Annotated in this window: 17 protein-coding genes; 9 read left to right on the forward strand and 8 right to left on the reverse strand. The window is 73.1% G+C overall.

Annotated elements, in window-relative coordinates; all coding sequences use genetic code 11:
• Positions 1-42 precede the first annotated feature (42 nt).
• Both BJY16_RS01040 and BJY16_RS01045 read left to right on the forward strand, forming a co-directional pair.
• Positions 43-1,686, forward strand: a complete 1,644-nt coding sequence (locus BJY16_RS01040) for an FAD-dependent oxidoreductase (protein WP_185037258.1) — start codon at positions 43-45, stop codon at positions 1,684-1,686.
• Between the two features lie 211 nt (positions 1,687-1,897).
• Positions 1,898-2,620, forward strand: a complete 723-nt coding sequence (locus BJY16_RS01045; RefSeq protein ID WP_185037259.1) for an SDR family NAD(P)-dependent oxidoreductase — start codon at positions 1,898-1,900, stop codon at positions 2,618-2,620.
• Positions 2,621-3,688: 1,068 nt separating this feature from the next.
• Here the strand turns inward: BJY16_RS01045 and BJY16_RS01050 are convergent.
• Positions 3,689-3,841: a hypothetical protein gene (locus tag BJY16_RS01050; RefSeq protein ID WP_185037260.1), complete on the reverse strand. Its 153-nt coding sequence runs from the start codon at positions 3,839-3,841 to the stop codon at positions 3,689-3,691.
• A gap of 271 nt (positions 3,842-4,112) precedes the next feature.
• Between BJY16_RS01050 and BJY16_RS01055 the strand changes: the two genes are divergently transcribed.
• Both BJY16_RS01055 and BJY16_RS01060 read left to right on the forward strand, forming a co-directional pair.
• Positions 4,113-4,460: a histone-like nucleoid-structuring protein Lsr2 gene (locus BJY16_RS01055; protein ID WP_185037261.1), complete on the forward strand. Its 348-nt coding sequence runs from the start codon at positions 4,113-4,115 to the stop codon at positions 4,458-4,460.
• 792 nt (positions 4,461-5,252) lie between these two features.
• A complete protein-coding gene (locus BJY16_RS01060; protein WP_185037262.1) occupies positions 5,253-6,332 on the forward strand; it encodes an NAD-dependent epimerase/dehydratase family protein in 1,080 nt (359 codons plus the stop codon).
• 59 nt (positions 6,333-6,391) lie between these two features.
• Here the strand turns inward: BJY16_RS01060 and BJY16_RS01065 are convergent, their stop codons facing one another.
• Positions 6,392-9,415, reverse strand: a complete 3,024-nt coding sequence (locus BJY16_RS01065; RefSeq protein WP_185037263.1) for a putative bifunctional diguanylate cyclase/phosphodiesterase — start codon at positions 9,413-9,415, stop codon at positions 6,392-6,394.
• A gap of 82 nt (positions 9,416-9,497) precedes the next feature.
• Between BJY16_RS01065 and BJY16_RS01070 the strand changes: the two genes are divergently transcribed.
• Positions 9,498-10,127 carry a class I SAM-dependent methyltransferase gene (locus tag BJY16_RS01070; protein WP_185037264.1) on the forward strand — a complete coding sequence of 210 codons (630 nt, stop codon included), beginning with the start codon at positions 9,498-9,500 and terminating at the stop codon, positions 10,125-10,127.
• Here the strand turns inward: BJY16_RS01070 and BJY16_RS01075 are convergent.
• The 4 genes from BJY16_RS01075 to BJY16_RS01090 form a co-directional block, all read right to left on the reverse strand.
• On the reverse strand, positions 10,120-10,836 hold the full coding sequence (locus tag BJY16_RS01075; protein ID WP_185037265.1) for an HAD family hydrolase: 717 nt from the start codon (positions 10,834-10,836) through the stop codon (positions 10,120-10,122). The two genes, BJY16_RS01070 and BJY16_RS01075, sit on opposite strands and share 8 nt — an antisense overlap.
• Entirely contained in the window at positions 10,833-11,585 is a 753-nt protein-coding gene (locus BJY16_RS01080; RefSeq protein ID WP_185037266.1) for an ROK family protein, read from the reverse strand. Before BJY16_RS01080 ends, BJY16_RS01075 begins: the two co-directional genes overlap by 4 nt.
• 57 nt (positions 11,586-11,642) lie before the next feature.
• A complete protein-coding gene (gene bioD / locus BJY16_RS01085; protein WP_185046205.1) occupies positions 11,643-12,365 on the reverse strand; it encodes a dethiobiotin synthase in 723 nt (240 codons plus the stop codon).
• Between the two features lie 584 nt (positions 12,366-12,949).
• Positions 12,950-14,083 carry an 8-amino-7-oxononanoate synthase gene (locus BJY16_RS01090; protein ID WP_373873468.1) on the reverse strand — a complete coding sequence of 378 codons (1,134 nt, stop codon included), beginning with the start codon at positions 14,081-14,083 and terminating at the stop codon, positions 12,950-12,952.
• An 84-nt stretch (positions 14,084-14,167) separates the two neighbouring features.
• Here BJY16_RS01090 and bioB point away from each other — a divergent pair, with 84 nt between their 5' ends.
• Positions 14,168-15,163, forward strand: a complete 996-nt coding sequence (bioB, locus tag BJY16_RS01095) for a biotin synthase BioB (RefSeq protein ID WP_185037267.1) — start codon at positions 14,168-14,170, stop codon at positions 15,161-15,163.
• An 88-nt stretch (positions 15,164-15,251) separates the two neighbouring features.
• Entirely contained in the window at positions 15,252-15,431 is a 180-nt protein-coding gene (gene bsaP / locus BJY16_RS46810; RefSeq protein ID WP_239177678.1) for a biotin synthase auxiliary protein BsaP, read from the forward strand.
• A gap of 731 nt (positions 15,432-16,162) precedes the next feature.
• Here the strand turns inward: bsaP and BJY16_RS01100 are convergent.
• Together BJY16_RS01100 and BJY16_RS01105 are read right to left on the reverse strand one after the other, a co-directional pair.
• A complete protein-coding gene (locus BJY16_RS01100) occupies positions 16,163-17,206 on the reverse strand; it encodes a GNAT family N-acetyltransferase (protein ID WP_185037268.1) in 1,044 nt (347 codons plus the stop codon).
• An 88-nt stretch (positions 17,207-17,294) separates the two neighbouring features.
• Positions 17,295-18,005 carry an ACT domain-containing protein gene (locus tag BJY16_RS01105; RefSeq protein ID WP_185037269.1) on the reverse strand — a complete coding sequence of 237 codons (711 nt, stop codon included), beginning with the start codon at positions 18,003-18,005 and terminating at the stop codon, positions 17,295-17,297.
• A gap of 579 nt (positions 18,006-18,584) precedes the next feature.
• Between BJY16_RS01105 and BJY16_RS01110 the strand changes: the two genes are divergently transcribed.
• Both BJY16_RS01110 and BJY16_RS01115 read left to right on the forward strand, forming a co-directional pair.
• Positions 18,585-19,289 (forward strand): pyrimidine reductase family protein, encoded by a 705-nt coding sequence (locus tag BJY16_RS01110; protein ID WP_373873469.1) that lies wholly within the window; start codon positions 18,585-18,587, stop codon positions 19,287-19,289.
• Between the two features lie 149 nt (positions 19,290-19,438).
• Positions 19,439-21,229 (forward strand): ATP-binding protein, encoded by a 1,791-nt coding sequence (locus tag BJY16_RS01115; protein WP_239177681.1) that lies wholly within the window; start codon positions 19,439-19,441, stop codon positions 21,227-21,229.
• Positions 21,230-21,232 lie beyond the last annotated feature (3 nt).

Below are 21,232 nucleotides of genomic sequence, written 5' to 3' on the forward strand. Positions count from 1 at the left end.
TCGGGTCTGGTGGTTACCGGCCGGTAATGCTTAGGTGATGCGATGACGGATTACGACATCGTGATCGTGGGCAGCGGCTTCGGCGGCAGCGTCAGCGCACTGCGACTGTCCGAGAAGGGTTACCGGGTCGGCGTGCTCGAAGCCGGCCGCCGGTTCACCCCGGACACGCTGCCGAAAACGTCATGGGACCTGAGGAACTTCCTCTGGGCGCCGAAACTGGGGATGCGCGGCATCCAGCGGATCACCCTGCTCAAGGACATCATGGTGCTGTCCGCGGCCGGAGTCGGCGGCGGCTCGCTGGTCTACGCCAACACGCTCTACCAGCCGCCCGCCCCGTTCTTCGCCGACCCGCACTGGTCCGGCATCACCGACTGGGCCGACGAGCTGGCCCCGCACTACGACCAGGCGTCCCGGATGCTCGGGGTGACCGAGCAGCCCACGATGACCCCGTCCGACGTGGTGATCAAGCAGGTCGCCGAGGACATGGGGGTCGGGCACACCTTCCGCAGGACGCCGGTCGGGGTGTTCTTCGGCGAACCGGGCAAGACCGTGCCGGACCCGTACTTCGGCGGCGCCGGCCCGGACCGCACCGGCTGCGTCGAATGCGGCAACTGCATGATCGGCTGCACCGTCGGCGCCAAGAACCGGCTCGACGTCAACTACCTCTACCTGGCCGAGCGCAAAGGCGCGACGATCCACCCGGACACCGAGGTCACCGCGATCCGGCCGGACGGCGAGCGCTGGCGGGTGGAGACCCGCAACGGCACCTTCACCGCCGGTCAGGTGATCCTGTCCGCCGGGGCGCTGGGCACCCAGCGGCTGCTGCACGCCATGCGCGACACCGGGGTCCTCCCCCGGCTCTCCGCCCGGATCGGCTCACTGACCAGGACCAACTCCGAGGCGCTGCTCGGCGCGGAGACCAAGAAGGTGCCGGCTGAGCCGTTCAGCAAGGGCGTGGCGATCACCTCGTCGTTCCACCCGGACGCGAACACCCACATCGAACCGGTCCGCTACGGGCCGGGCAGCAACGCGATGGGCCTGCTCTCCACGCTGCTCGTCGACGGCGGCGGCCGGGTGCCGCGGCCGCTCAAGTTCCTCTGGGAGTGCCTGCGCCACCCGGTGGTGCTCGCCTACTCGCTGTCCGCCCGGCGGTGGAGCGACCGGACCATCATCGCGCTGGTCATGCAGACCCTGGACAACTCGCTGACGGTCCGCCGGACCAAGCGCGGGCGGCTCACCACCAGCCCCGGGCACGGCGACCCGAACCCGACCTGGATCCCGGTCGGGCACGAGGCGGTCCGGCGGATCGCCGACCGGATCGACGGCTTCCCCGGCGGGACGGTCGGCGACATCGCCAACATCCCGATGACGGCGCACATCCTGGGCGGGGCGACGATCGGCGCCGACCCGGAGTCCGGCGTGGTCGACGCGTACCACCGGGTCTTCGGCTACCCGGGCCTGCACGTGGTGGACGGGTCGGCGGTGCCGGCCAACCTCGGGGTGAACCCGTCGCTGACGATCACGGCGATGGCGGAGCGGGCCATGTCGCTGTGGCCGAACAAGGGGGCGGAGGACGGGCGGCCTCCGTTGGGGGCCGAGTATCGGCGGGTGGAGCCGGTGGCGCCGCAGTCGCCGGCGGTGCCGGCGCACGCTCCGGCGGTGCTGCGGATCCGTTCGTCCCGGTAGGTCCGCTCTTTCCCCGGCCGCCGGCCACCGCGCGGCCGCTCCTCGGCCGCCCTCCCCGGACGGGTTGATCTCGTCGGCTGCCTTCCCTGGGGCCGGTTCATCTCGTCGGCTGCCTTCTTCGGGTGGGTTGATCTCGTCGGCCGCCTTTCCGGGCGGGTTGATCTCGTCGATCGTCTTCTCGGTGGCGGCCGCATTGGTTAGCGTCGATCGCATGACGCTTACGGGGAAGACAGCGCTGGTCACCGGAGGCTCGCGCGGCATCGGGCAGGCCATCGTGCGCCGCCTCGCCGCGGACGGCGCCCGGGTGGTGTTCACCTATCGGACCAGCACCGAAGCGGCGGAGAAGCTGGCCGCCGAGATCGGGAACGGCGCGGTGGCGGTGCGCTGCGACCAGGCCGACCCGGCAACCCTGCCGGCGATCTTCGAGCCGGTCCGGGACGGTCTGGACATCCTGGTCAACAACGCCGGGACAGCCGACCACACCCCGATCGCCGAGGTGACCGAGGCGGACTTCGACCGGGTGCTGACGATCAACACGAAGTTCCCGCTGCTGGCCATCCAGGCCGCCGCGCCCCTGCTCCGCGACGGCGGTCGGATCATCAACCTGTCCACCCTGAACACCGTGGTGGCCGGCCCCGGAATGGTCCTCTACTGCGCCAGCAAGGCCGCCCTGGAGCAGGTCACCGCGGTCGCCGCCAAGGAATTCGGACCGCGCGGCATCACCGTGAACACGGTCTCCCCCGGCGCCACCGACACCGACATGCTCCGCAGCGTCAACACCCCCGAGGGCCTGGAGGCGTCGGTAGGCTGGACCGCCCTTGGCCGCCTGGGCCAGCCGTCCGACGTGGCGGCCGTTGTGGCGTTCCTGGCCGGCCCGGACTCAGCCTGGGTCACCGGCCAGAACATCCGCGCCACCGGAGGCCTCGTCCTGTAGCCCCCTCCCGGCTTCCCGTCGCGGCTTCCCGTCGCGGCTTCCCGTCGCGGCTTCCCGTCGCGGCTTCCCGTCGCGGCTTCCCGTCGCGGCTTCCCGTCGCGGCTTCCCTCAAATCCGGGTTTCCGTCGCGGCTCCCCAGACCGCGGCTTCCCGTCGTGGCCCGAAATCGCGGCTTCTCGTCGTGGCCCGAGGTCGCGGCTTCTCGTCGCGGGTGCTCGTCGCGGCCCCAGGTCGCGGGTGCTCGTCATAGCCCCAGGTCGGGGCTTCCTCAGATCGCGGTTTCCGGTCACGGCCTACCGCCGACCACCATCCCCGCTGCCGCGATGCCCCCCGATTCCTTCCGGATCTTTTCCGGTACGACTGCCGGCCCCGTGCCAGCCGGCCCGCGATGCCCGGCCCACTCACGACCGCAGCGCGTGTCGTGCGGGTCCGCGTGACACACCGCGAAGAAATCCACACCAGCAGCTTGTCCACAGGCCACCCGCGCGATCTCGCAAAATTTCGCCACACTGATCAGCGGGGGCTACCCCCTTGGGTGGGCGGGACCCTGAGTAGGCGCGGCCATGAGTAGGCGGGACCCTGAGTAGGCGGGACCCTGAGTAGGCGCGGCCATGGGTGGGCGCGGCCATGACTAGACGGGACCCTGAGTAGGCGCGGCCATGACTAGGCGGGACCCTGAATAGGCGGGGCCGCGGGTGGACGCGGCCATGGGTGGGCGCGACCTGAGTAGGCGCCCCCATGAGCGGGCGGGCCGCGGGTAGGAGCGGCCATGGATGGGCGAGACCGCAACAGCCAGCACCGCAGGGATTCAGAACCGCGAGAAGGCGAGACCGCGGGGAGGCGGGACCACGAGAAGGCAGGACCCCGGGGAGGCGGGACCACAAGAAGGCAGGAGCGCGAGAAGGCGGGACCGCGGATGAACGGACCGTGAGTGGACCGTCGGCGCGCGGAACCCCGGGCGGAGCCGAGATCAACCCCGGCAGGGCCGTGGCGTGGACGAACCGCCCCGGCACCGGAGAATCGGCGACGAGGCGGCTCGGGTCGGCGGGCCGCGGGCTGGCGGGGCAGCTAGCGCGAGCGGATGTGGCGGGTACCCTCGGCGGCGGGTGGGGCGGGCGCCGGTGTCGGGTCCGGCGGGACGGGACGGGCGGTGACCACCGCGGTGGCCGTCGCGAAGGCCACCGGGGCGGTCAGGGCGGTTGCCCGGACAGCGCGTCTCATCGAGTCTCCTGAGGGTCTGGGAGCGCTCCCAGCAGCGACGTTACCGCACATTCACGAGTTCGAAAAGAGTCTCCGGGCAGCCATTACCGGCGGAGGCGACCACCCTCCGCTTACGGGTGGATGCGCAGCGGAATTGCGACATGCCAAGACCAGCAATTTGCAATAGCCACCGGGTGCGCGACACAATAATGCGACGACGACTAATCGCGGCACCCCCATCGCTCGCGTACAGCCGTCACCCGAATGACATCGCTGTAGGAGCGAACACGACATGGCCAAGCAGATAATTACCCTTCTGACCGACGACCTCGACGGCGGGGAGGCCGACCGCACTGTCGAATTCGGACTCGACGGCGTGAACTACACGATCGACCTGTCCGAGAAGAACGCCGGCAAGCTGCGCAAGGCTCTGGAGCCGTTCCTCTCCGCGGCCACCCGGCTGGGTCGTTCCGGGGTGCCGCCGACGGTTGCCCGGCGGGCCGCGCCGGCCGCCTCGAGCCGGACCAGCCGCGACCAGAATCAGGCCATTCGCGAGTGGGCCAACAAGAACGGATACTCGGTTTCCGAGCGGGGCCGGATCCCGAGCAACGTCGTCGAGGCGTACCACGCCAAGCGCTGATTGACCGCAGGCCGGGAAACGGCGTCACCGGATCACCCGGTGGCGCCGTTTTTCTTGTCCGGCCGCAGGTCAGGCCGGGTGGCAGCGGCAGCCGGCACCGGGCGTCGACCGGCTGCGGAACGCCGGCCGGCCGATCCGGACCGAGCGGTTCCACCGATGACCTGGGTCAATCCCCGCCGCTCCCCGGCGATCGAAGATCAACCACCTCGGATGATCATCAGAATCGGGGTGGGATCGACGGAACTCATTCGGCGTGTTTCGAGAGGCACGACAATAGTCCCGGCGAACGCGCCGTCCGGCCGGAAATCACCCTGCGCCCCGGTGGAACGGTGCGGTACCGGCCTGTCCGGAATGGCCGGGCACGGCAATCGGAAGACCGGGCCGCCACCGGCCCGGCGCCGGTTCGGCCGAGAATGCGGAACGCCGGTCCGGGACCGGTTCGACCGGAATGCGGCACGCCGGGTCGCACCGGTTCGGCTGACAATGCGAACGCCGGGCCGGTCCTGGCGCGACGCAAATGACGAGCGCCGGGCCGGTACCGGTTCGGCCCGGCGGCGCCACGGTCACCGGTGCGAAAACGGCCACCCACGGGACCCCCGAAAGTCGCCCGGCACCCGGCCGTACCGAAACCGGCGAGCGCCCGAAACCGGCCGGCGGAGCGTACCGAAAACCTGTGGAAACGGCCCGCACCGACGGGCCCAACCTGGGGAAAAGCCCGCCCGGAAAACCTGGGACCACGGAATGGTGACGGGAATCCGATTCGATCGCGCGCCGCCGGGTACGCCTTCGGTCATGCGTGTCGTCATCGTGGGCGCGACCGGCAACGCCGGCACCGCCCTGCTGCGCCGTCTCCGTGCCGAGCCGGACGTCGAGGCGATCGGGATCGCCCGGCGCACCCCGGCGGACAGTGGCCCGTACGCCGACATGGAGTGGCACTCGGTCGACATCGGCCGGGAGGACTCCCTGGACCCGCTGACCCGGATCTTCGACGGCACCGATGCCGTGGTGAACCTGGCCTGGCAGATCCAGCCCAGCCACGACGCCCGGCGGCTCTACCGGACGAACGTGCTGGGCAGCCGCACGGTGTTCCGGGCGGCGCTGCGGGCCGGGGTGGGCACGCTGGTGCACGCCTCGTCGGTCGGGGTCTACGCGCCCGGCCCGAAATGGGCCTATGTCAAGGAGACCTGGCTGCGCACCGGCGTCCCGGAGTCGTCCTACAGCCGGCACAAGGCGCTGGTCGAACGGATGCTGGACGAGATCGAGTCGGATCACCCGACCCTGCGCGTGGTGCGGCTGCGGCCCGGCCTGATCTTCCAGCGGGACGCCGGGACGGAGATCGGCCGGTACTTCGCCGGGCCGCTGGTGCCGGCCCGGCTGCTCCGGTTCGGCTGGGTTCCGCTGCTGCCGGCGAACCCGGGACTGCGGTTGCAGGCGGTGCACGCAGACGACGTGGCCGAGGCCTACCTGCGGGTGCTGCGGGCCGACGTCCGGGGCGCGTTCAACATCGCGGCCGGGCCGGTGCTCGATCCGGCGGTGCTGGCCAAGGCGTTCCACGGGCTGCCGGTGCCGGTTCCCGGGTTCGCGCTGGAGGGCGCCGCCGCGCTGAGCTGGTGGCTGCGGCTGCAGCCGGTCGACCGGGGCTGGGTGAAACTCGCCCTGAAGGCGCCGCTGATGTGCTGCGACCGGGCCGTCGAGGAGCTCGGATGGCAGCCTCGGATGGACGCGGTGGCCGCGTTGCACGAGGTGGTGGCCGGGTTGGCGGAGCGGGCCGGGCAGGCGGAGAGCCCGCCGCTGAACGCGGGCGGGAGTCAGCCGGGCCGGCTCGGTGGGCTGCTGCGCGGGCGGTTGCCGGGAACAGGAAATCCGTATTGAGAGCACCATTTTCCGTACGCGAAAAGCTCTGCCAAGCGGGCCGAAGCGGGCCGTGAGTGTCAGGCCACCGCCGCGGCGCCGGTCATCCAGGCCAGCACCTCGGTCGGCCCGAGCGGGCTGGAGAACAGGAAGCCCTGCCCGAGCGGGCAGCCCAGCCGGACCAGCAGATCCCGGTGCGCCGCGTCCTCGATGCCCTCGGCGACCACCGTGAGCTGCAGGTTCCGGGCCAGGGTGACGATGCCGCTGACCAGCGCGAGCGGCTGCGGACTGGTCACCATGTCGTCGATGAAGGTCTTGTCGATCTTCACGACGTCGATCGGCCGCTGGCGCAGGTAGCCGAGCGAGGAGTAACCGGTGCCGAAGTCGTCGATGGCGATCCGGATGCCCATCTCGCGCAGCGTGCTCAGGTCGGCCCAGACCCGCTGCTCGTCGTCCTTCATCAGCAGCGTCTCGGTGATCTCCAGCATCAGCGACTCCGGCGGCACCCCGGTGTGCTGCAGCGCGGTGCGCACCTGGTCGACGAAGCCGGTCTCGCGGAACTGCCGGACCGAGACGTTCACCGTCACGTAGGGCGCCGGGCCGGGCAGCAGGATCCGGCGCCAGTCGGCGACCGTGCGCAGCGCCTCCTCGAGCACCCAGCGGCCCATCGGCACGATCAGCCCGCTCTCCTCGGCCACCTCGATGAACTGGTCCGGGGTGATCACGCCACGCTGCGGGTGGTGCCAGCGGACCAGCGCCTCGAAGCCCACCGCGACACCCGAGGCCAGGTCGACGATCGGCTGGTAGTGCAGCAGGAAGTGGCCCTCGTTGACCGCGTGGTCGAGCGCCGAGCGCAGCTCCAGCCGCTCCACCATCTCGTCGTGCAGGTGCCGCTGGTAGCGCCGCCACTGGTTCTTGCCGGCCCCCTTGGCCACATAGAGCGCCAGGTCGGCCTGGCGCAGCAGCTCGTTCGCGTCGGCCGCCTCCAGGGTGGTGGTGATGCCGATGCTGGCCACCGCGTGCAGCGGCTTGGCGTCGGTGTCGATCGGGGACGCCAGCGCGGTCAGGATCCGGTTCGCGGTCTCCTCCACCGCACCCGGGTCGTTGACGTTCTCCACCAGCGCGGCGAACTCGTCGCCGCCGAGCCGGGCCGCGGTGTCGTCGGCGCGCAGCGAGCCGGCGATCCGGTGGGCCACCGCGATCAGCAGCTGGTCGCCGACCGCGTGGCCGAGCGTGTCGTTGACGATCTTGAAGTCGTCCAGGTCGATGAAGAGCACCCCGACCACCGAGCCGTCCCGCGCGCTGCGGGCCAGCGCGTGCTTGAGCCGGTCGTGGAAGAGCACCCGGTTGGCCAGCCCGGTCATCGCGTCGTGGAACGCCTGGTGGGTCAGCTCGCGTTCGAGCTGCCGCTGCTCGGTGACGTCCCGCATGGTGACCACCAGACCGGCCACGCTCTGGTCGGCGCGCAGGTCCCGGCAATGCATCTCGAGCAGCACCTCGGTCCGCCCGGCCCCGACCGCCCGGAAGTCCAGCAGCCGCATCTCCTCGCCGCCGCGGACCCCGGCCAGCGCCTCGGCCAGCCGGCTCTGGTCCGCCGGGTGCAGCACGTCCGGCAGCCGGTAGCCGGTCGGGTCGGCGCCGAAGACGCCGAGAGCGGACGGGCTGGCGTACCGGATCCGGTCGTGCTCGTCCAGGATGGTGATCACGTCGGCGGTGTTCAGGATCAGCGTCCGGAAGTACGCCTCGCTGTTGCGCCGGGCCACCTCGTGGCTGAGCGCGATCCGTTCCAGCGCCAGCGCCACCTGCCCGGCCAGCACCTCCACCGAACGCTGCAGCTCGCGCAGCGCCCAGGCCGGGGCGCCCACGTGCAGCACGCCGACCAGCGGATCACCGGTCGGCCGGTCCTGCAGCACCATCGGGCAGCGCAACGTCTCGGCGAACTGGGTGAGCCGGACCGAGACCGCCCAGTCCACGTCCCGGGTCTGCACCAGCCGGGCGGCGGTGCCGGTGGCCCGGTCCACCGCGGCCTGCGCGGCCGCCTCCGGCGACAGCGGCTCGGACTGGGCGATGCTGATCGCCAGCACCACGCCGTGCGGCACGTCGCCGGGCAGCAGCTGGGCCACCGTGGTGCGGACCGCCAGCCCGACCGCCTCGGCGTCGGCCGCCGAGACCAGCGCCGCGGACGCCTCGCGCAGCGCCCGCTCCCGGGCCATCGCCTGCCGGTGGCTGGCCATGATGCCGGACATCCGGGCCAGCACCAGCATCAGCATCAGCAGGCTCAGCACCGCGACCAGGAACAGGCCGGCCACCTGGCTGTCCTGGAACATCTTGACCATCAGCACGGTCGGCGCGGCCAGCGCGGCCACCGCGAGCAGGGCCAGCCGGCCCCGGCTGGTCTCCGCGGCCGGCGCCGCCGACGCCCGGGTCAGCTCGGCCATCGACGGGATCAGCGCGGCCATCCCGGCAGTGGCGTAGAGGGCGAACTGGCCGTGCGCCGAGGCCCGCACCACGTCGGCGACCAGCATCGCGCCGGTGCCCGCGCCCAGCCAGTAGCCGGAGGCGACCAGCCGGCCGGGCACCGTGGCCAGCCGGATCAGCAGGCCCAGGCAGAGCAGGTCGGCGACCGGCAGCAGCTGCTCCAGGCCGTTCACCGAGGCGTCCGACATCCGCGGGCCGATCACGAACGTCCAGACCAGCAGCGCCACCCCGGAGGTGACGATGGCCGCGTCGAGCAGGCCGGGCAGGTCCCGGGACGAGCCGGTACGGCGGCGGACGAAACCGGCCAGCGCGACCGCCAGCACCGGGTAGGAGCAGAGCAGCAGCGCGGTGCCGACCGGCTCCAGCCAGAGCAGCCAGTTGGTGATGAACGAGGGGGCGTTGCCGATCGCGGCGCCCAGCCCGGAGAGCCCGGTCGCGGCGGACAGCAGCCACCACGGCATCCGGTCGTCCGGCTGGCTGCGGTAGGTGCCGACCAGGACGGCGACCAGCGCGGACAGGCCGCCGGCCAGGATCAGCCAGCCGTGCAGGGCGGGCTGCAGCGGGTAGACCACGGCGAGGAGCACGATCCAGGCGCCGAAGAGGGCCGCCGGCCACCGCGTCGGCATCCCGTGTCCCTCCCGCCTTCCTCCGTCTCCGCCCTGATCGGCTCCGGGATCACCGATCTGAGGGAAAGGGCACAATCGTCGGGTGCTACTCGATTTCGTACGCGCCCACACGGTCCTGGCGCCGGTCCCGTTCATCCCGGAGATCCACCTCCGGCAGGCCGAGGAGCCGATCGCGCTCTGGGAGGCCACCGAGGCCGGCGGCGCCGAGCAGCCGCCGCCGTTCTGGGCGTTCGCCTGGGCCGGCGGGCAGGCGCTCGCCCGGCACATCCTGGACGAGCCGGAGCTGGTCGCCGGGCGCAGCGTGCTCGACCTGGCCACCGGGTCCGGCCTGGTCGCGGTCGCCGCCGCGCGGGCCGGGGCGCACCCGGTGGTGGCCAACGACATCGACCCGCTGTCGCTGGCCGCGGCCGCGGCCAACGCCGCGGACAACCAGGTGGCGGTGCAGACCGTCGAGGCCGACCTGCTGGACACCGACGACCGGTACGGCGTGGTGCTGGCCGGCGACGTCTTCTACAGCCGGGAGATGGCCGGCCGGGTGCTGCCCTACCTGCGCCGGGCGGCCGGCCGTGGCTCGCTGGTGCTGGTCGGCGACCCGGGCCGGGCCTACCTGCCGGAGGGCCTGGTGAAACGCGCCGAGTACGACGTGCCGGTCACCGAGGCGCTGGAGAGCTGCACGATCCGCCGCACCGCGGTCTGGCAGGTGGTCAGCTGAGCAGCGCGGCCAGAGCGTGACCGTCCTCGACGATGACATCCGGGTCCGGGCTTCCCGGCGGGTCGGCCCGCCCGGACGGCATCAGGATCGCCCGGGCGACGTCGGCGCGGCGGGCGCAGGCGACGTCCCGCCGCCGGCTGTCCCCGACGAACCAGCAGCCGGCCGGCGCCACCCCGAGCGCGTCGGTGGCCAGCCAGATCATCTGCGGGTTGGGTTTCCGGACGCCGGCCTCGTCGCTGTAGACCTGCACCGCGAAATAGTGGCTCAAGCCGGTCTTGGCCAGGTAGTCCCGGTGCGCGGCGCCGCTGAGCGTGTTGCTGACCACGGCCATCGGGACGCCGGCCGCGGCGTAGGCGGCCAGCGCCTCCGGGATGCCGGGACGCAGCGCCCAGTCGTCGCGCCGCGCCCAGTCGTAGCTGAGCTTGCCGATCGCGCCGCGGACCGGCACCGCGGCAGCCGGCGGCCAGCCCTTGATCACGAAGCGCTCCCAGACCTCCGCCTGGGACAGCTCGTCCGGATGGTCCTCGTCCCGCCAGCGGGCATGGGCGGCGGCCCCGTCGGTGAGCGCCCGCTGGATCTGCCCGGGCTGCAGCGCGCCCCGGGTCAGGTTGTAGATCCGCAGCACCAGCTCGGGCGGGGCGGCCCGGAACGGCCCGGTGGAGTCGGCGAGCACCCCGCCGAAATCGAGCAGGAGAGCCGCGGGCGTCACCGCTGCCCCAGCGTCCAGGCACGCACGCCGCCGACGATGCCGGCCGTGTTCGGCACCACCACCACGTCGTCGCCCATCCGGGCCAGCTGCGCCGGAGTGATCAGCCGGGAGTTGCCACCGCCCAGGTAGACCCGGTCCCAGAGGAAGACCGGGCGCAAGCCCTCCACCACGTTGCGGACCCGGCGGGACCAGAGCGCGTCACCCAGGCGGCGGCGCTCGTGCTCGCCGATGTAGGTGTCGTAGGACATCCCCCAGCGCACCGGCGCCTGCGACATCTCCAGGTGCGGAGCCAGCTCGCCGCCGTCGAAGAGGGCGCAGCCCAGCCCGGTCCCCAGGGTCAGCACCAGCTCGCACCCGGTCCCGGCGACCACCCCGGCGCCGTGCACCTCGGCGTCGTTGAGCACCAGGGTGGGCAGCCCGAACGCCTCGGCCAGCGCGGTCCGGGCGTCGAACCCGCGCCACGCCTCGAACAGGTCCGGGTCCACCTTGGTGCGCGGGCCGCTGCGGGTCACGTAGTGCGGGGTGGCCACCACCACGCCGTGCCGGATCATGCCCGGCATCCCGACCGTGACCCGGTCCGCGGCCGGCAGCTGCGTGCCGAGATCGACCAGCGTCTTGACGAACAGGTCGGGCGGCAACGGGTACGGCGTGGGCACCCGGATCGGATGTGCCCGCATGGTGCCCGCGTCATCGAGCACGGAACCCTTGATCCCGCCGCCGCCACAGTCGATCGTGAGGGTGAAAGTCACGCCGCCAGTCTGCATCTCGACCACCTCCCGGCACCGCAATTGTGCCGGGACACACGGCTAGCCCGCCTCTTCCGCCCAGACCCGCCAGTTGTCCAGGACACCGTGCAGGGCGGGGGTCAGCCAGCCCGGCGCGGAACGGCGGAAGACACCCGGATCCATCGATCCGGCGCCGGCCGGCAGCGCGCCGACCAGGTGCGGGACCAGCTCGCTGAGGTTGGCCCAGTGAACCAGCTCGGGCTCGGCCGGCCAGGCGCCGAGGATCACCTTGGCCGGCACGCCGCGGCGGCTGAGCGCCTCCAGGGTGAGCGCCGTGTGGTTCAGCGTGCCGAGCCCGGCGCGGGCCACCACCAGCACGTTCGCCCCCAGCGTGGTGGCCAGGTCGGCGAAGGTCCAGGTCTCGCCGGAGGGCCGCACGCCCATCGGGACCAGCAGGCCGCCGGCGCCCTCGACCAGCACCAGGTCGTGCTTGTCGGCCTCGGCCCGGATCGCGTCGACCACCGCGTAGAGCTCCAGCGGCGGCAGCTCGGCGACCTTGGCGGCGGCCAGCGGGGCGAGCGGCTCGGGATACTCCGCCAGGGTCTTCACCGTGTCCGGGCCGGCCAGCCGGGTGACCACCTCGGCGTCGGTCGGCGCGCCGGTGACGGTGCCGGTCTGGCCCGGCTTGACCACGGCCACCCGCAGGCCGGCGGCCTGGGCGGCGGCCGCGACCGCGGCGGTGCTGATCGTCTTGCCGACCTCGGTGTCGGTGCCGGTGACCAGGACGATCCCGTGCCACTCCAGCGGGTCGGCGGCACGGCGCGGCTGCGCCTCGGACGATTTGTCCACGTCCGTCGTTTCTTCCGCCTGCGGCGTCGCCTCCGGATCCGCCGCGGCCGGGGTCGGCTCGTCGGTGGCCGGCTCGCTCATGTCCTCCGACGGTACGCCCTCAGCCGGCCCCCCGACGTCCTCCCGGTGCGGCTCCCCGCCGTCCGGGTCCGCGGGCGGCTCGCCGGCGCGCCGGTCCTCAGCGCGCTGCTCGCCGCGCCGGTCCTCAGCGCGTCGCTCGCCGCGCGGGTCCTCAGCGCCTCGCTCGCCGCGCGGGACCTCCGCGTGCCGCTCGTCAGCGCGCCGCTCACCGGCGCGTGGGTCCTCAGCGCGCCGCTCACCGCGCGGATCCTCGGCGCGCGGCTCGCCGGCGCGTGGGGCCGCGGCCGGGACGTCCGGCATGTGGTGCCCACCGCCGTGCGCGAGCAGCGGATCGGCCACCGGGCCGGGCACCCGGGCCGGCGGCGCGGCGGGCAGCCCGTGCCCCCCGCTGCGCCAGCCGCGCGGCAGCGGGGTGACCGCGACACCCGGGTAGGCGGCGGTCCGGAGAGAGTCGGCGTTCATGGTGCGCACTCCACGATCACATCCAGTGCCCGGGCGAAGTCCGCCTCGGGCACGCCCGCGTTCACCGTCAGGCGCAGCCGCGAGCTGCCGTCCGGGGTCGACGGCGGCCGGAAACAGCCGACCGCTACCCCACGATCCCGGCAGTCCGCGGCCCAGCCGACCGCGGCCTCCGGGCCCGGGGCGGGCACCGAGAGCACCCCGGCGGCCGGGTCGGCCACCGGGAAGCCGGCCGCGCGCAGCCGCGCGGCGATCCGGGCGCCCCGCTCGAACAGCGTGGCGCGCCGGTCGTCGGCGGCGACGGCCAACTCGACCGCGGCGTGCACCCCGGCCACCACGGCCGGCGGCGGGGCGGTGTCGTAGATGAACGTGCGGCCGGTGTCGACCAGGTGGCGGATCACCGGCTCGGCGCCGGCGATCACCCCGCCCGCGCCACCCAACGACTTGGACAGCGTGGCGGTGACGATGACGTCGGGCCGCTGCGCCAGACCGGCCGCCGCGACCCCGCCGGCCCCGGCCGGGCCGAGCAGGCCGAGCGCGTGCGCGTCGTCGACGATCAGCAGGGCGCCGCGGGCCGAGGTGACCGCGTGCAGCTCGGCCAACGGAGCCAGGTCGCCGTCGACCGAGAAGACCGACTCGGTGACCACGGCCGCGGTCCGGCCCGGGTGCGCGTCCAGGATCGCGGCGACGCCGGCCGGATCGTTGTGCGGGGCGACCGTCACCGGCAGCCCGGAGATCTTGCAGCCGTCGATCAGCGAAGCGTGGTTGTAGGCGTCCGAGACGACCAGGTCGCAGACCGCGGCGGCGGCCCGGATCACGGCCAGGTTGGCCAGGTAGCCCGAGGAGAAGACCAGCGCGCTCTCCGTGCCGAGCCAGCCGGCCAGCGCGGACTCCAGGGCGGCGTGCGCGTCGGTGCTGCCCCGGACCAGGCGGGAACCGGTGGCGCCCAACCCGTACCGCGAAAGGGCCTCCCGTGCCGCGTCGACCACCGCGACGTGGCCGGACAACCCCAGGTAATCGTTGCCGGCCAGATCGATGACCTGGTCATCGGCCGGCCGCGGCCGGAGCTGACGGGTGAGCCCCGCCTTGGCCCGCTCGCGGGCCAGGCGATCGAGCGACCCCAACCAGTCCACGACGCCCCCAGAGATCACGAGAACCGGAAACTATCACTCACGTCCGACAGTTCTGCCGGGCCGGGAAGTCTGTAGGGTACGGACATGCCTCAGATCCTCGACCGGGCACGTGCCCGGGTCCTCGCCGACGGGGTCGGCCTCGACCAGGCCGAGATCCTGGAGATCCTGCAGCTGCCCGACGAGGACCTGCCCGAGCTCCTCCAGCTCGCCCACGACGTGCGGATGAAGTGGTGCGGTCCGGAGGTCGAGGTCGAGGGGATCGTCTCGCTGAAGACCGGCGGCTGCCCGGAGGACTGCCACTTCTGCTCCCAGTCGGGGCTGTTCGCGTCCCCGGTCCGGGCCGTCTGGCTGGACATCCCGTCCCTGGTGGAGGCCGCCCGGCAGACCGCCGCGACCGGCGCCAGCGAGTTCTGCATCGTGGCCGCGGTGCGCGGGCCCGACCAGCGTCTGATGGACCAGATGCGGCAGGGCGTCAAGGCGATCAAGGAGGCGGTCGACATCCAGGTCGCCGCCAGCCTCGGCATGCTCACCCAGGAGCAGGTCGACGACCTGGTCGACATGGGCGTGCACCGCTACAACCACAACCTCGAGACCTGCAAGTCCTACTTCCCGAACGTGGTGACCACCCATTCGTGGGAGGAGCGCTGGTCCACGCTGACGATGGTCCGCGAGTCCGGCATGGAGGTCTGCTGCGGCGGCATCCTCGGCCTGGGCGAGACCGTCGAGCAGCGCGCCGAGTTCGCCGCGCAGCTGGCCGAGCTGGACCCGCACGAGGTCCCGCTGAACTTCTTGAACCCGCGCCCGGGCACCCCGCTCGGCGACCGCCCGGTGGTCGAGGGCAAGGACGCGCTGCGCGCGATCGCCGCCTTCCGGCTGGCCATGCCCAAGACCATCCTTCGGTACGCCGGCGGCCGCGAGATCACCCTCGGCGACCTGGGCACCCGGGAGGGTCTGCTCGGCGGCATCAACGCGGTGATCGTCGGCAACTACCTGACGACGCTGGGCCGCCCGGCAACCGCCGACCTGGAGCTGCTCCAGGACCTGAAGATGCCGGTCAAGTCGCTGTCCGCCACCTTCTGACGGCTACCGCGAGGCGGCCGGTCCCGGATCGGCCGCCCAGCGAGCCCACCCCTTCTGATCGGCCGTCCGCGAGGAAGAGATCCACGAGTTGACGTACTGCGATCGGTGCGGCGAGCCCGCTGCCACGGGCGATCACGGCGCGTGCACAGCGGCCCGCGAGCTGGAGCCGCCGCGCTTCTGCCCGGACTGCCGCCGCCGGATGAAGGTGCAGGTGGTCCCCACCGGTTGGTCAGCGACCTGCGTCGAACACGGCATACGCCACAGCTGACCCTGCCCACCTCACGGCAGTCAGCTCGCGCCCACGGGTCCCTCCACCCGCCCGAGACACCCCTCACCACCAGCCGAACCCGTAACCCACGCAGTACCCGGACCCCAGCCCACCTCGCGGCACTCGGCTGGCGCCCAGGGGTGCCTCCACCCGCCCGAGACACCCATCACCGCCAGCCGAACCCGTGAACCACGCAGGGCCCGGACCGCAGCGCGCCTCGCGGCAGCCGGCTGGTGCCCAAGGGTGCCTCCACCCGCCCGAGACACCCATCGCCACCAGCCGAAGCCGTGACCCACGCAGGGCTCGGACCGCAGCGCGCCTCGCGGCAGCCGGCTGGCGCCCAGGGGTGCCTCCACCCGCCCGAGACACCCGTCACCACCAGCCGGAGCCGTGACCCACGCAGCGCTCGGACCGCAGCCCGCCTCGCGGCAGCCGGCTGGCGCCCAGGGGTGCCTCCACCCGCCCGAGACACCCGTCACCACCAGCCGGAGCCGTGACCCACGCAGCGCTCGGACCGCAGCCCGCCTCGCGGCAGTCGGCTGGCGCCCAAGGGTGCCTCCGCTTACCGTGACCCGGACAGGGCTCGCCCTGCGGCAATCGGCTGGCGCTCAGGGGTGTTTCCGGTGCTCCGAGACACCCATGACGACCAGCCGAGGGCTCCGCGGTGGGGCGGTGCGCCGGAAGGCCCTGGGCGGCGGGCCTGAACCAGAACCCGCCGCCCCTCTCACCCGCTAACTCGACGTCGCGGGAGTCTCGTCGGCGACCGGCTGACCGGCCGTCGGGAGGGTGACGCTGACCAGGGAGCCGTCGCGCTCCAGCGGGCCGTGGCCGAGGCGGCGCAGGGTGCGCAGCATCGCCACGTTGTCCGCGGCGGTGTGCGCGACCAGGGCGGCGAACCCGGCCCGCTCGGCGTGCACGCGCAGCCGGCGCAGCAGGGCGGTGCCCAGGCCGCGGCGCTGCCAGTCGTCCTCGACCAGGATCGCGATCTCGCCCAGCTCACCCTCGGCGCACAGGCTGGCCGTCGCCACCGCGCGGCCGCCCGGCGTGACGGCGAGCAGGGTGACCCCGCCGGCCGGCTCGAGCAGGCGGCGCAGCCGGGACTCGCCGGGCGCCACGCCCAGGTAACGCCGGCGCAGGGTGCCGGCCGAGCAGTGGTCGTGCAGCTCACGCAGGGCCGGCAGGTCGTCGGCGCCGGCCGGGCGCACGGTCACCTCGGCGCCGTCGGGCAGCATCAGGGTGACCGTCTCCCGCTGGTGGCGGGTGACGCCGGCGGCCAGCTCGACCAGGGCCTGCGCCCGGGCGAACTCGGCCGGGGTGAACGCGGGCAGCGCCCGGAGCACCTCATAGGACCCGCCGGCCGGGTCGGTCAGGGTCATCCGGCCGCCGTGCACGCCGGGCGCCTCGGCGGACGGCCGCGGGCGCCAGCGCACGTCGGTCGCGTCGAGCAGAGCGACCAGGGTCTCGCCCAGCGCCTCCGGCTCGTGCACCAGGCGGCCGGCCAGCGCCAGCGCGCGGGTCGGCTGGTCGGCCAGGCCCTGTGCCTCGGCGCGGGCCACGAACGCGTCCCGGCCGCGCCCCTTGGTCACCGCGGCCAGCAGATCCGCCTCGGTCATCGCCTCCGGGGCGTCGACCAGGAAGTCGTCGACCGCACCGGCCTCGGTGGTGTGCACCTGGACGGCCAGGATGTTGATCGATTTCAGGGCGAGACTCGCGGTCAGCACGGACAGGTAGCCGGGACGGTCGTCGACCGTGGCCCGGACACGCCACAACGCCATGCGGGGCACTCCTTTCGCTCTGCCTCAAGAGTGCCCCGGCGTTGTTGCCGTGTTATTGCCTGAGCTGCGATTTTCCGGGTTAGGACGATCACACCTGGGCGATCGTGGCGGGCGTCACGGCGTCCAGCCGGTCGCCCAGGATCACTGCGGCGGCGCGCACCAGCTGGGCCACCCGGTCCACCTCGGTGACGTGGAACGCGGCGGCCGGCAGGTCGTCCTCGTCGGTGCGGGCGACCAGCAGGACCAGCCCGCCGCGGCCGAACGGGGCGACCGCGTACCGCGCGCCGCCCGGCTCGGCGAACGGCCGGGCCCGCAGCGGCGTCACCTCGGGCAGGTGCAGCGGCGACGGGGCACGCCAGCTGGCATAGGTCACCCGCGGCCCGCCGCCGACCCCGTTGGCGCCGCTGCGCGCCGCCCAGTCGGCCGGGACCACGGCGGCCGCCGCCCAGTCCGCGGCGAGCAGCCCGGGCACCGCGTCGACCAGGGTGGCCAGCCCGTCCGCCGGGTTCGCTGCGATCTGAGCCAGCAGCTCGGCGTCGTGCCCACCGTTGACCGGGGCGCCGATCGCCTTCCACACCCCGTCCACCTGGACCCCGGGGATCGCGGCCAGCCCGGCGAGCAGCCGCTCCACCCGGGCCGCACCCGGCCAGACCACGGTGAAGTCGTCGACCGCCCGCCCACCGAGCCGCTCCAGCACCACGACCTGCACGATGTCCGCGCCGGCCACGCCCAGCGTGCGCGCGACCTGGCCGAGGGCGCCGGGACGGTCCGGCAGGGTGACTCGAACCCGCAGCAACATGGAACTCCTCCCGTCGCGGACGACCGGTGCCGCCGTCCTGGCTTCTCACCCTGCCGATCCGGCGTTTCGGACCCATTGCGTGGTCATGTCCCGACCGTCAAGCCGAGCAAGATATGCCGTAAGTCACAACGCAGCGTAAGCGGACCGAGCTGCGCCGCCCCCACTCCGTGTCGGGTGTCGGACACGTCCCCGCCCTCCAGGGGGCAGCCCACCCACGAAGGCGAGTGTCCCGAGAAATCTGCAAGATCACGAATGCGGCTGTGGACAACCGGCCGCTGTGGACGACCAAGCCGTCACTCGGCTGGACAGCCCGGGAGCGGGGGAATCCAGCGGAAACCGGACATCGGGAGCGCTCGGGGCGTACCGGAAAGGGGCGGCCGGAAGCGGAAGCGGGCCGTGCGTGCCAGGCTGGGCCTAGAGTCGAGGGATGATCTGCCAGCCTTGCCGGGAGCGGCGGCACGACGAGTGCAAGGGTGGATCGTGGTGTGACTGCCAGCACCGCGAGCCCGAGCCGGTCCCGCCGGTGACCGGGCCGCCCGGACCGTGAGCACGCCGCCCGAGGACCAGGCGGCCCGGACCGTGAGCACGCTGCCGGCGGACCGGGACGGGCTGGTCGCCCGCTATCCGCGGCACGACCGGCCGGTGCTGCGGGTCAACTTCATCGCCAGCGCCGACGGGGCGGTCACCGTCGACGGCCTCTCCGCCGGCCTGCAGGGGCCCGGTGACAAGGAGGTCTTCGACACCCTGCGGATGGTCTGCGACGCCCTCGTCGTGGCGGCCGGCACGGTGCGCGCGGAGCGTTACGACGCGCTGCGGCTGACCGCCGACGCGCGTGCCTGGCGGCGGGAGCGGGGGCTGCCGGAGTTCCCGCTCATGGTGATCGTCTCCCGGTCGCTGGACCTGGACCCGGCGCAGCTGGTCTTCGCGGACGCGCCGGTCCGGCCGATCGTGCTGACCTGCCGGGCCGCGCCGGCCTCGCCGATCGCCGAGGTGGCCGAGGTGGTCGCGGTCGGCGACGAGCGGGTCGACCTGGCCGCCGGGGTGCGGCTGCTGCACCGGCGCGGGGCCACCCAGCTGCTCTGCGAGGGCGGCCCGGCGCTGCTCGGCTCGATGGTCGCGGCGGATCTGGTCGACGAGTTGTGCCTGACCATGGCGCCGCTGCTGGTCGGCGGCCGGGCCGGCCGGATCGCCACCGGTCCGCCGGCACCGCCTCGGCCGATGTCGCTGCGGCACGCACTGACCCGGGACGACATGCTGTTCCTCAGGTACGCCCGGAGCCGCTGAGCGGGGCCCACCGGATGGTGTGCCACCCGGGCGCGCCTCCGTCGATTGATCAAGATCTTGTGCATAACTCTGTGGATGAACACCAGAAGTTGTGGAAAACCCGACCGGGTGACCCACCGACGGGCAATCTGTCGTACCCCTGAGGCACCATGATCGGCGTGTCTGACGAAACTGGGCCCGTCCGCGGCGGAAAACAGAGTGACAACCCGGACTTGAACCCGGTCGGGCGGGTGCTGGGTACCGCGGATGCCACCCCGCTGCAGTTCTGGACGGCCGTCGCCCCGGGCAGCTACCTGCAGCTCGACGACGTCGTGGTGACCCAGCGTGAGCTGCCGGACCGCGAGCCGGTGACGATCGCCGGGGTGGTCACCCAGGTCCGGGCCCGGCACGAGGGCGCGCAGTTCGACTCGGACGTGTTCGCCATCGCCGACGGCACGCTGCCGGCCATGGTCCAGGAGGCGGCCGAGATCACCACCACCCGGGTCGATCCGGAGCTCTACGTGCCGCCGGCCCCGGGCGCGGTCGTGCACCGGGCCTCCGGCGCGGACCGCGACGCCGCCCTGCACTTCGACCGGATGGAGCGCCGGGTCCCGATGGGCACCGGCCGCGACGGCGTCCCGGTCTTCCTGAACGCGGACTTTCTCGACGGCACCCGCGGCGCGCACGTCTCGATCTCCGGCATCTCCGGCGTGGCCACCAAGACCAGTTTCGCCACGTTCCTGCTCTACTCGGTGTTCCGTTCCGGCCAGCTGGGCGCCGACGGGGCGAACGCACGGGCGCTGATCTTCAACGTCAAGGGTGAGGACCTGCTCTTCCTCGACCACCCGAACACGAAGCTGGACGAGCAGACCCGGGCCTATTACAAACTGCTCGACCTGCCGGACAGCCCGTTCACCGACGTCCGGGTCTACGCTCCGCCGCGGGCCGGCGACCCGTCCGGTGCCCCGGACGTGAGCGGCCGGCTGACCGGGGTGGACGCGTTCTACTGGACGCTCGACGAGTTCTGCTCGGCCAAGCTGCTGCCCTACGTCTTCGCCGACGCCGACGACGAGCGCCAGCAGTACACGATGGTGGTCCACTCGGTCACCGCCCACCTGCACCGGTTCGCGGTCCCGGCCGAGGGCGGGATCAGCATCGACGGCCGCCGGATCGGGTCCTACGGCGACCTGGTCGACCACATCGTCGATCAGCTCACCGACGACGAGACCCGGTCGATCTGGGCCGGCAGCGCGATCAACATGGGCACCGTGAACGCGTTCGCCCGCCGGCTGATCGGCAGCAAGCGCGACCTGTCCCGGCTGATCCGCGGTGACCTGGCGCAGCGCCGCCCGCACCAGATCAAGACCGCGGACAGCGCCCAGGTCACCGTGGTCGACCTGCACAACCTGCCGGACCGGGCGCAGCGGTTCGTGGTCGGCGTGACGCTGAAGAGCGAGTTCGAGGAGAAGGAGAAGTCCGGCACCGGCCGCCCGCTGCTCTTCGTGGTCCTCGACGAGCTGAACAAGTACGCGCCTCGCGAGGGCTCCTCCCCGATCAAGGAGGTGCTGCTGGACATCGCCGAGCGCGGCCGCTCGCTGGGCGTGATCCTGATCGGCGCGCAGCAGACCGCCAGCGAGGTGGAGCGGCGGATCGTCACCAACTCGGCGATCCGGGTGGTCGGCCGGCTCGACCCGGCCGAGGCCTCCCGCCCGGAGTACGGCTTCCTGCCCCCGGCCATGCGCCAGCGCGCGCTGCTGGCCCGGCCGGGCACCATGTTCGTCAACCAGCCGGACATCCCGGTCCCGCTCTGCGTGGAGTTCCCGTTCCCGGCGTGGGCCACCCGCAAGTCGGAGTCCGGTCCCCCGCCGGCCGAGTCGCTCCGCTCGATCGTGCAGTCCGCCGACCCGTTCGCGGTGATCGGCGGGCGGGCCGGATCGGCCGACGACGACATCCCGTTCTAGGTC

The organism is Actinoplanes octamycinicus, assembly GCF_014205225.1.
In the GTDB taxonomy this organism is placed as follows: Bacteria; Actinomycetota; Actinomycetes; order Mycobacteriales; family Micromonosporaceae; genus Actinoplanes; species Actinoplanes octamycinicus.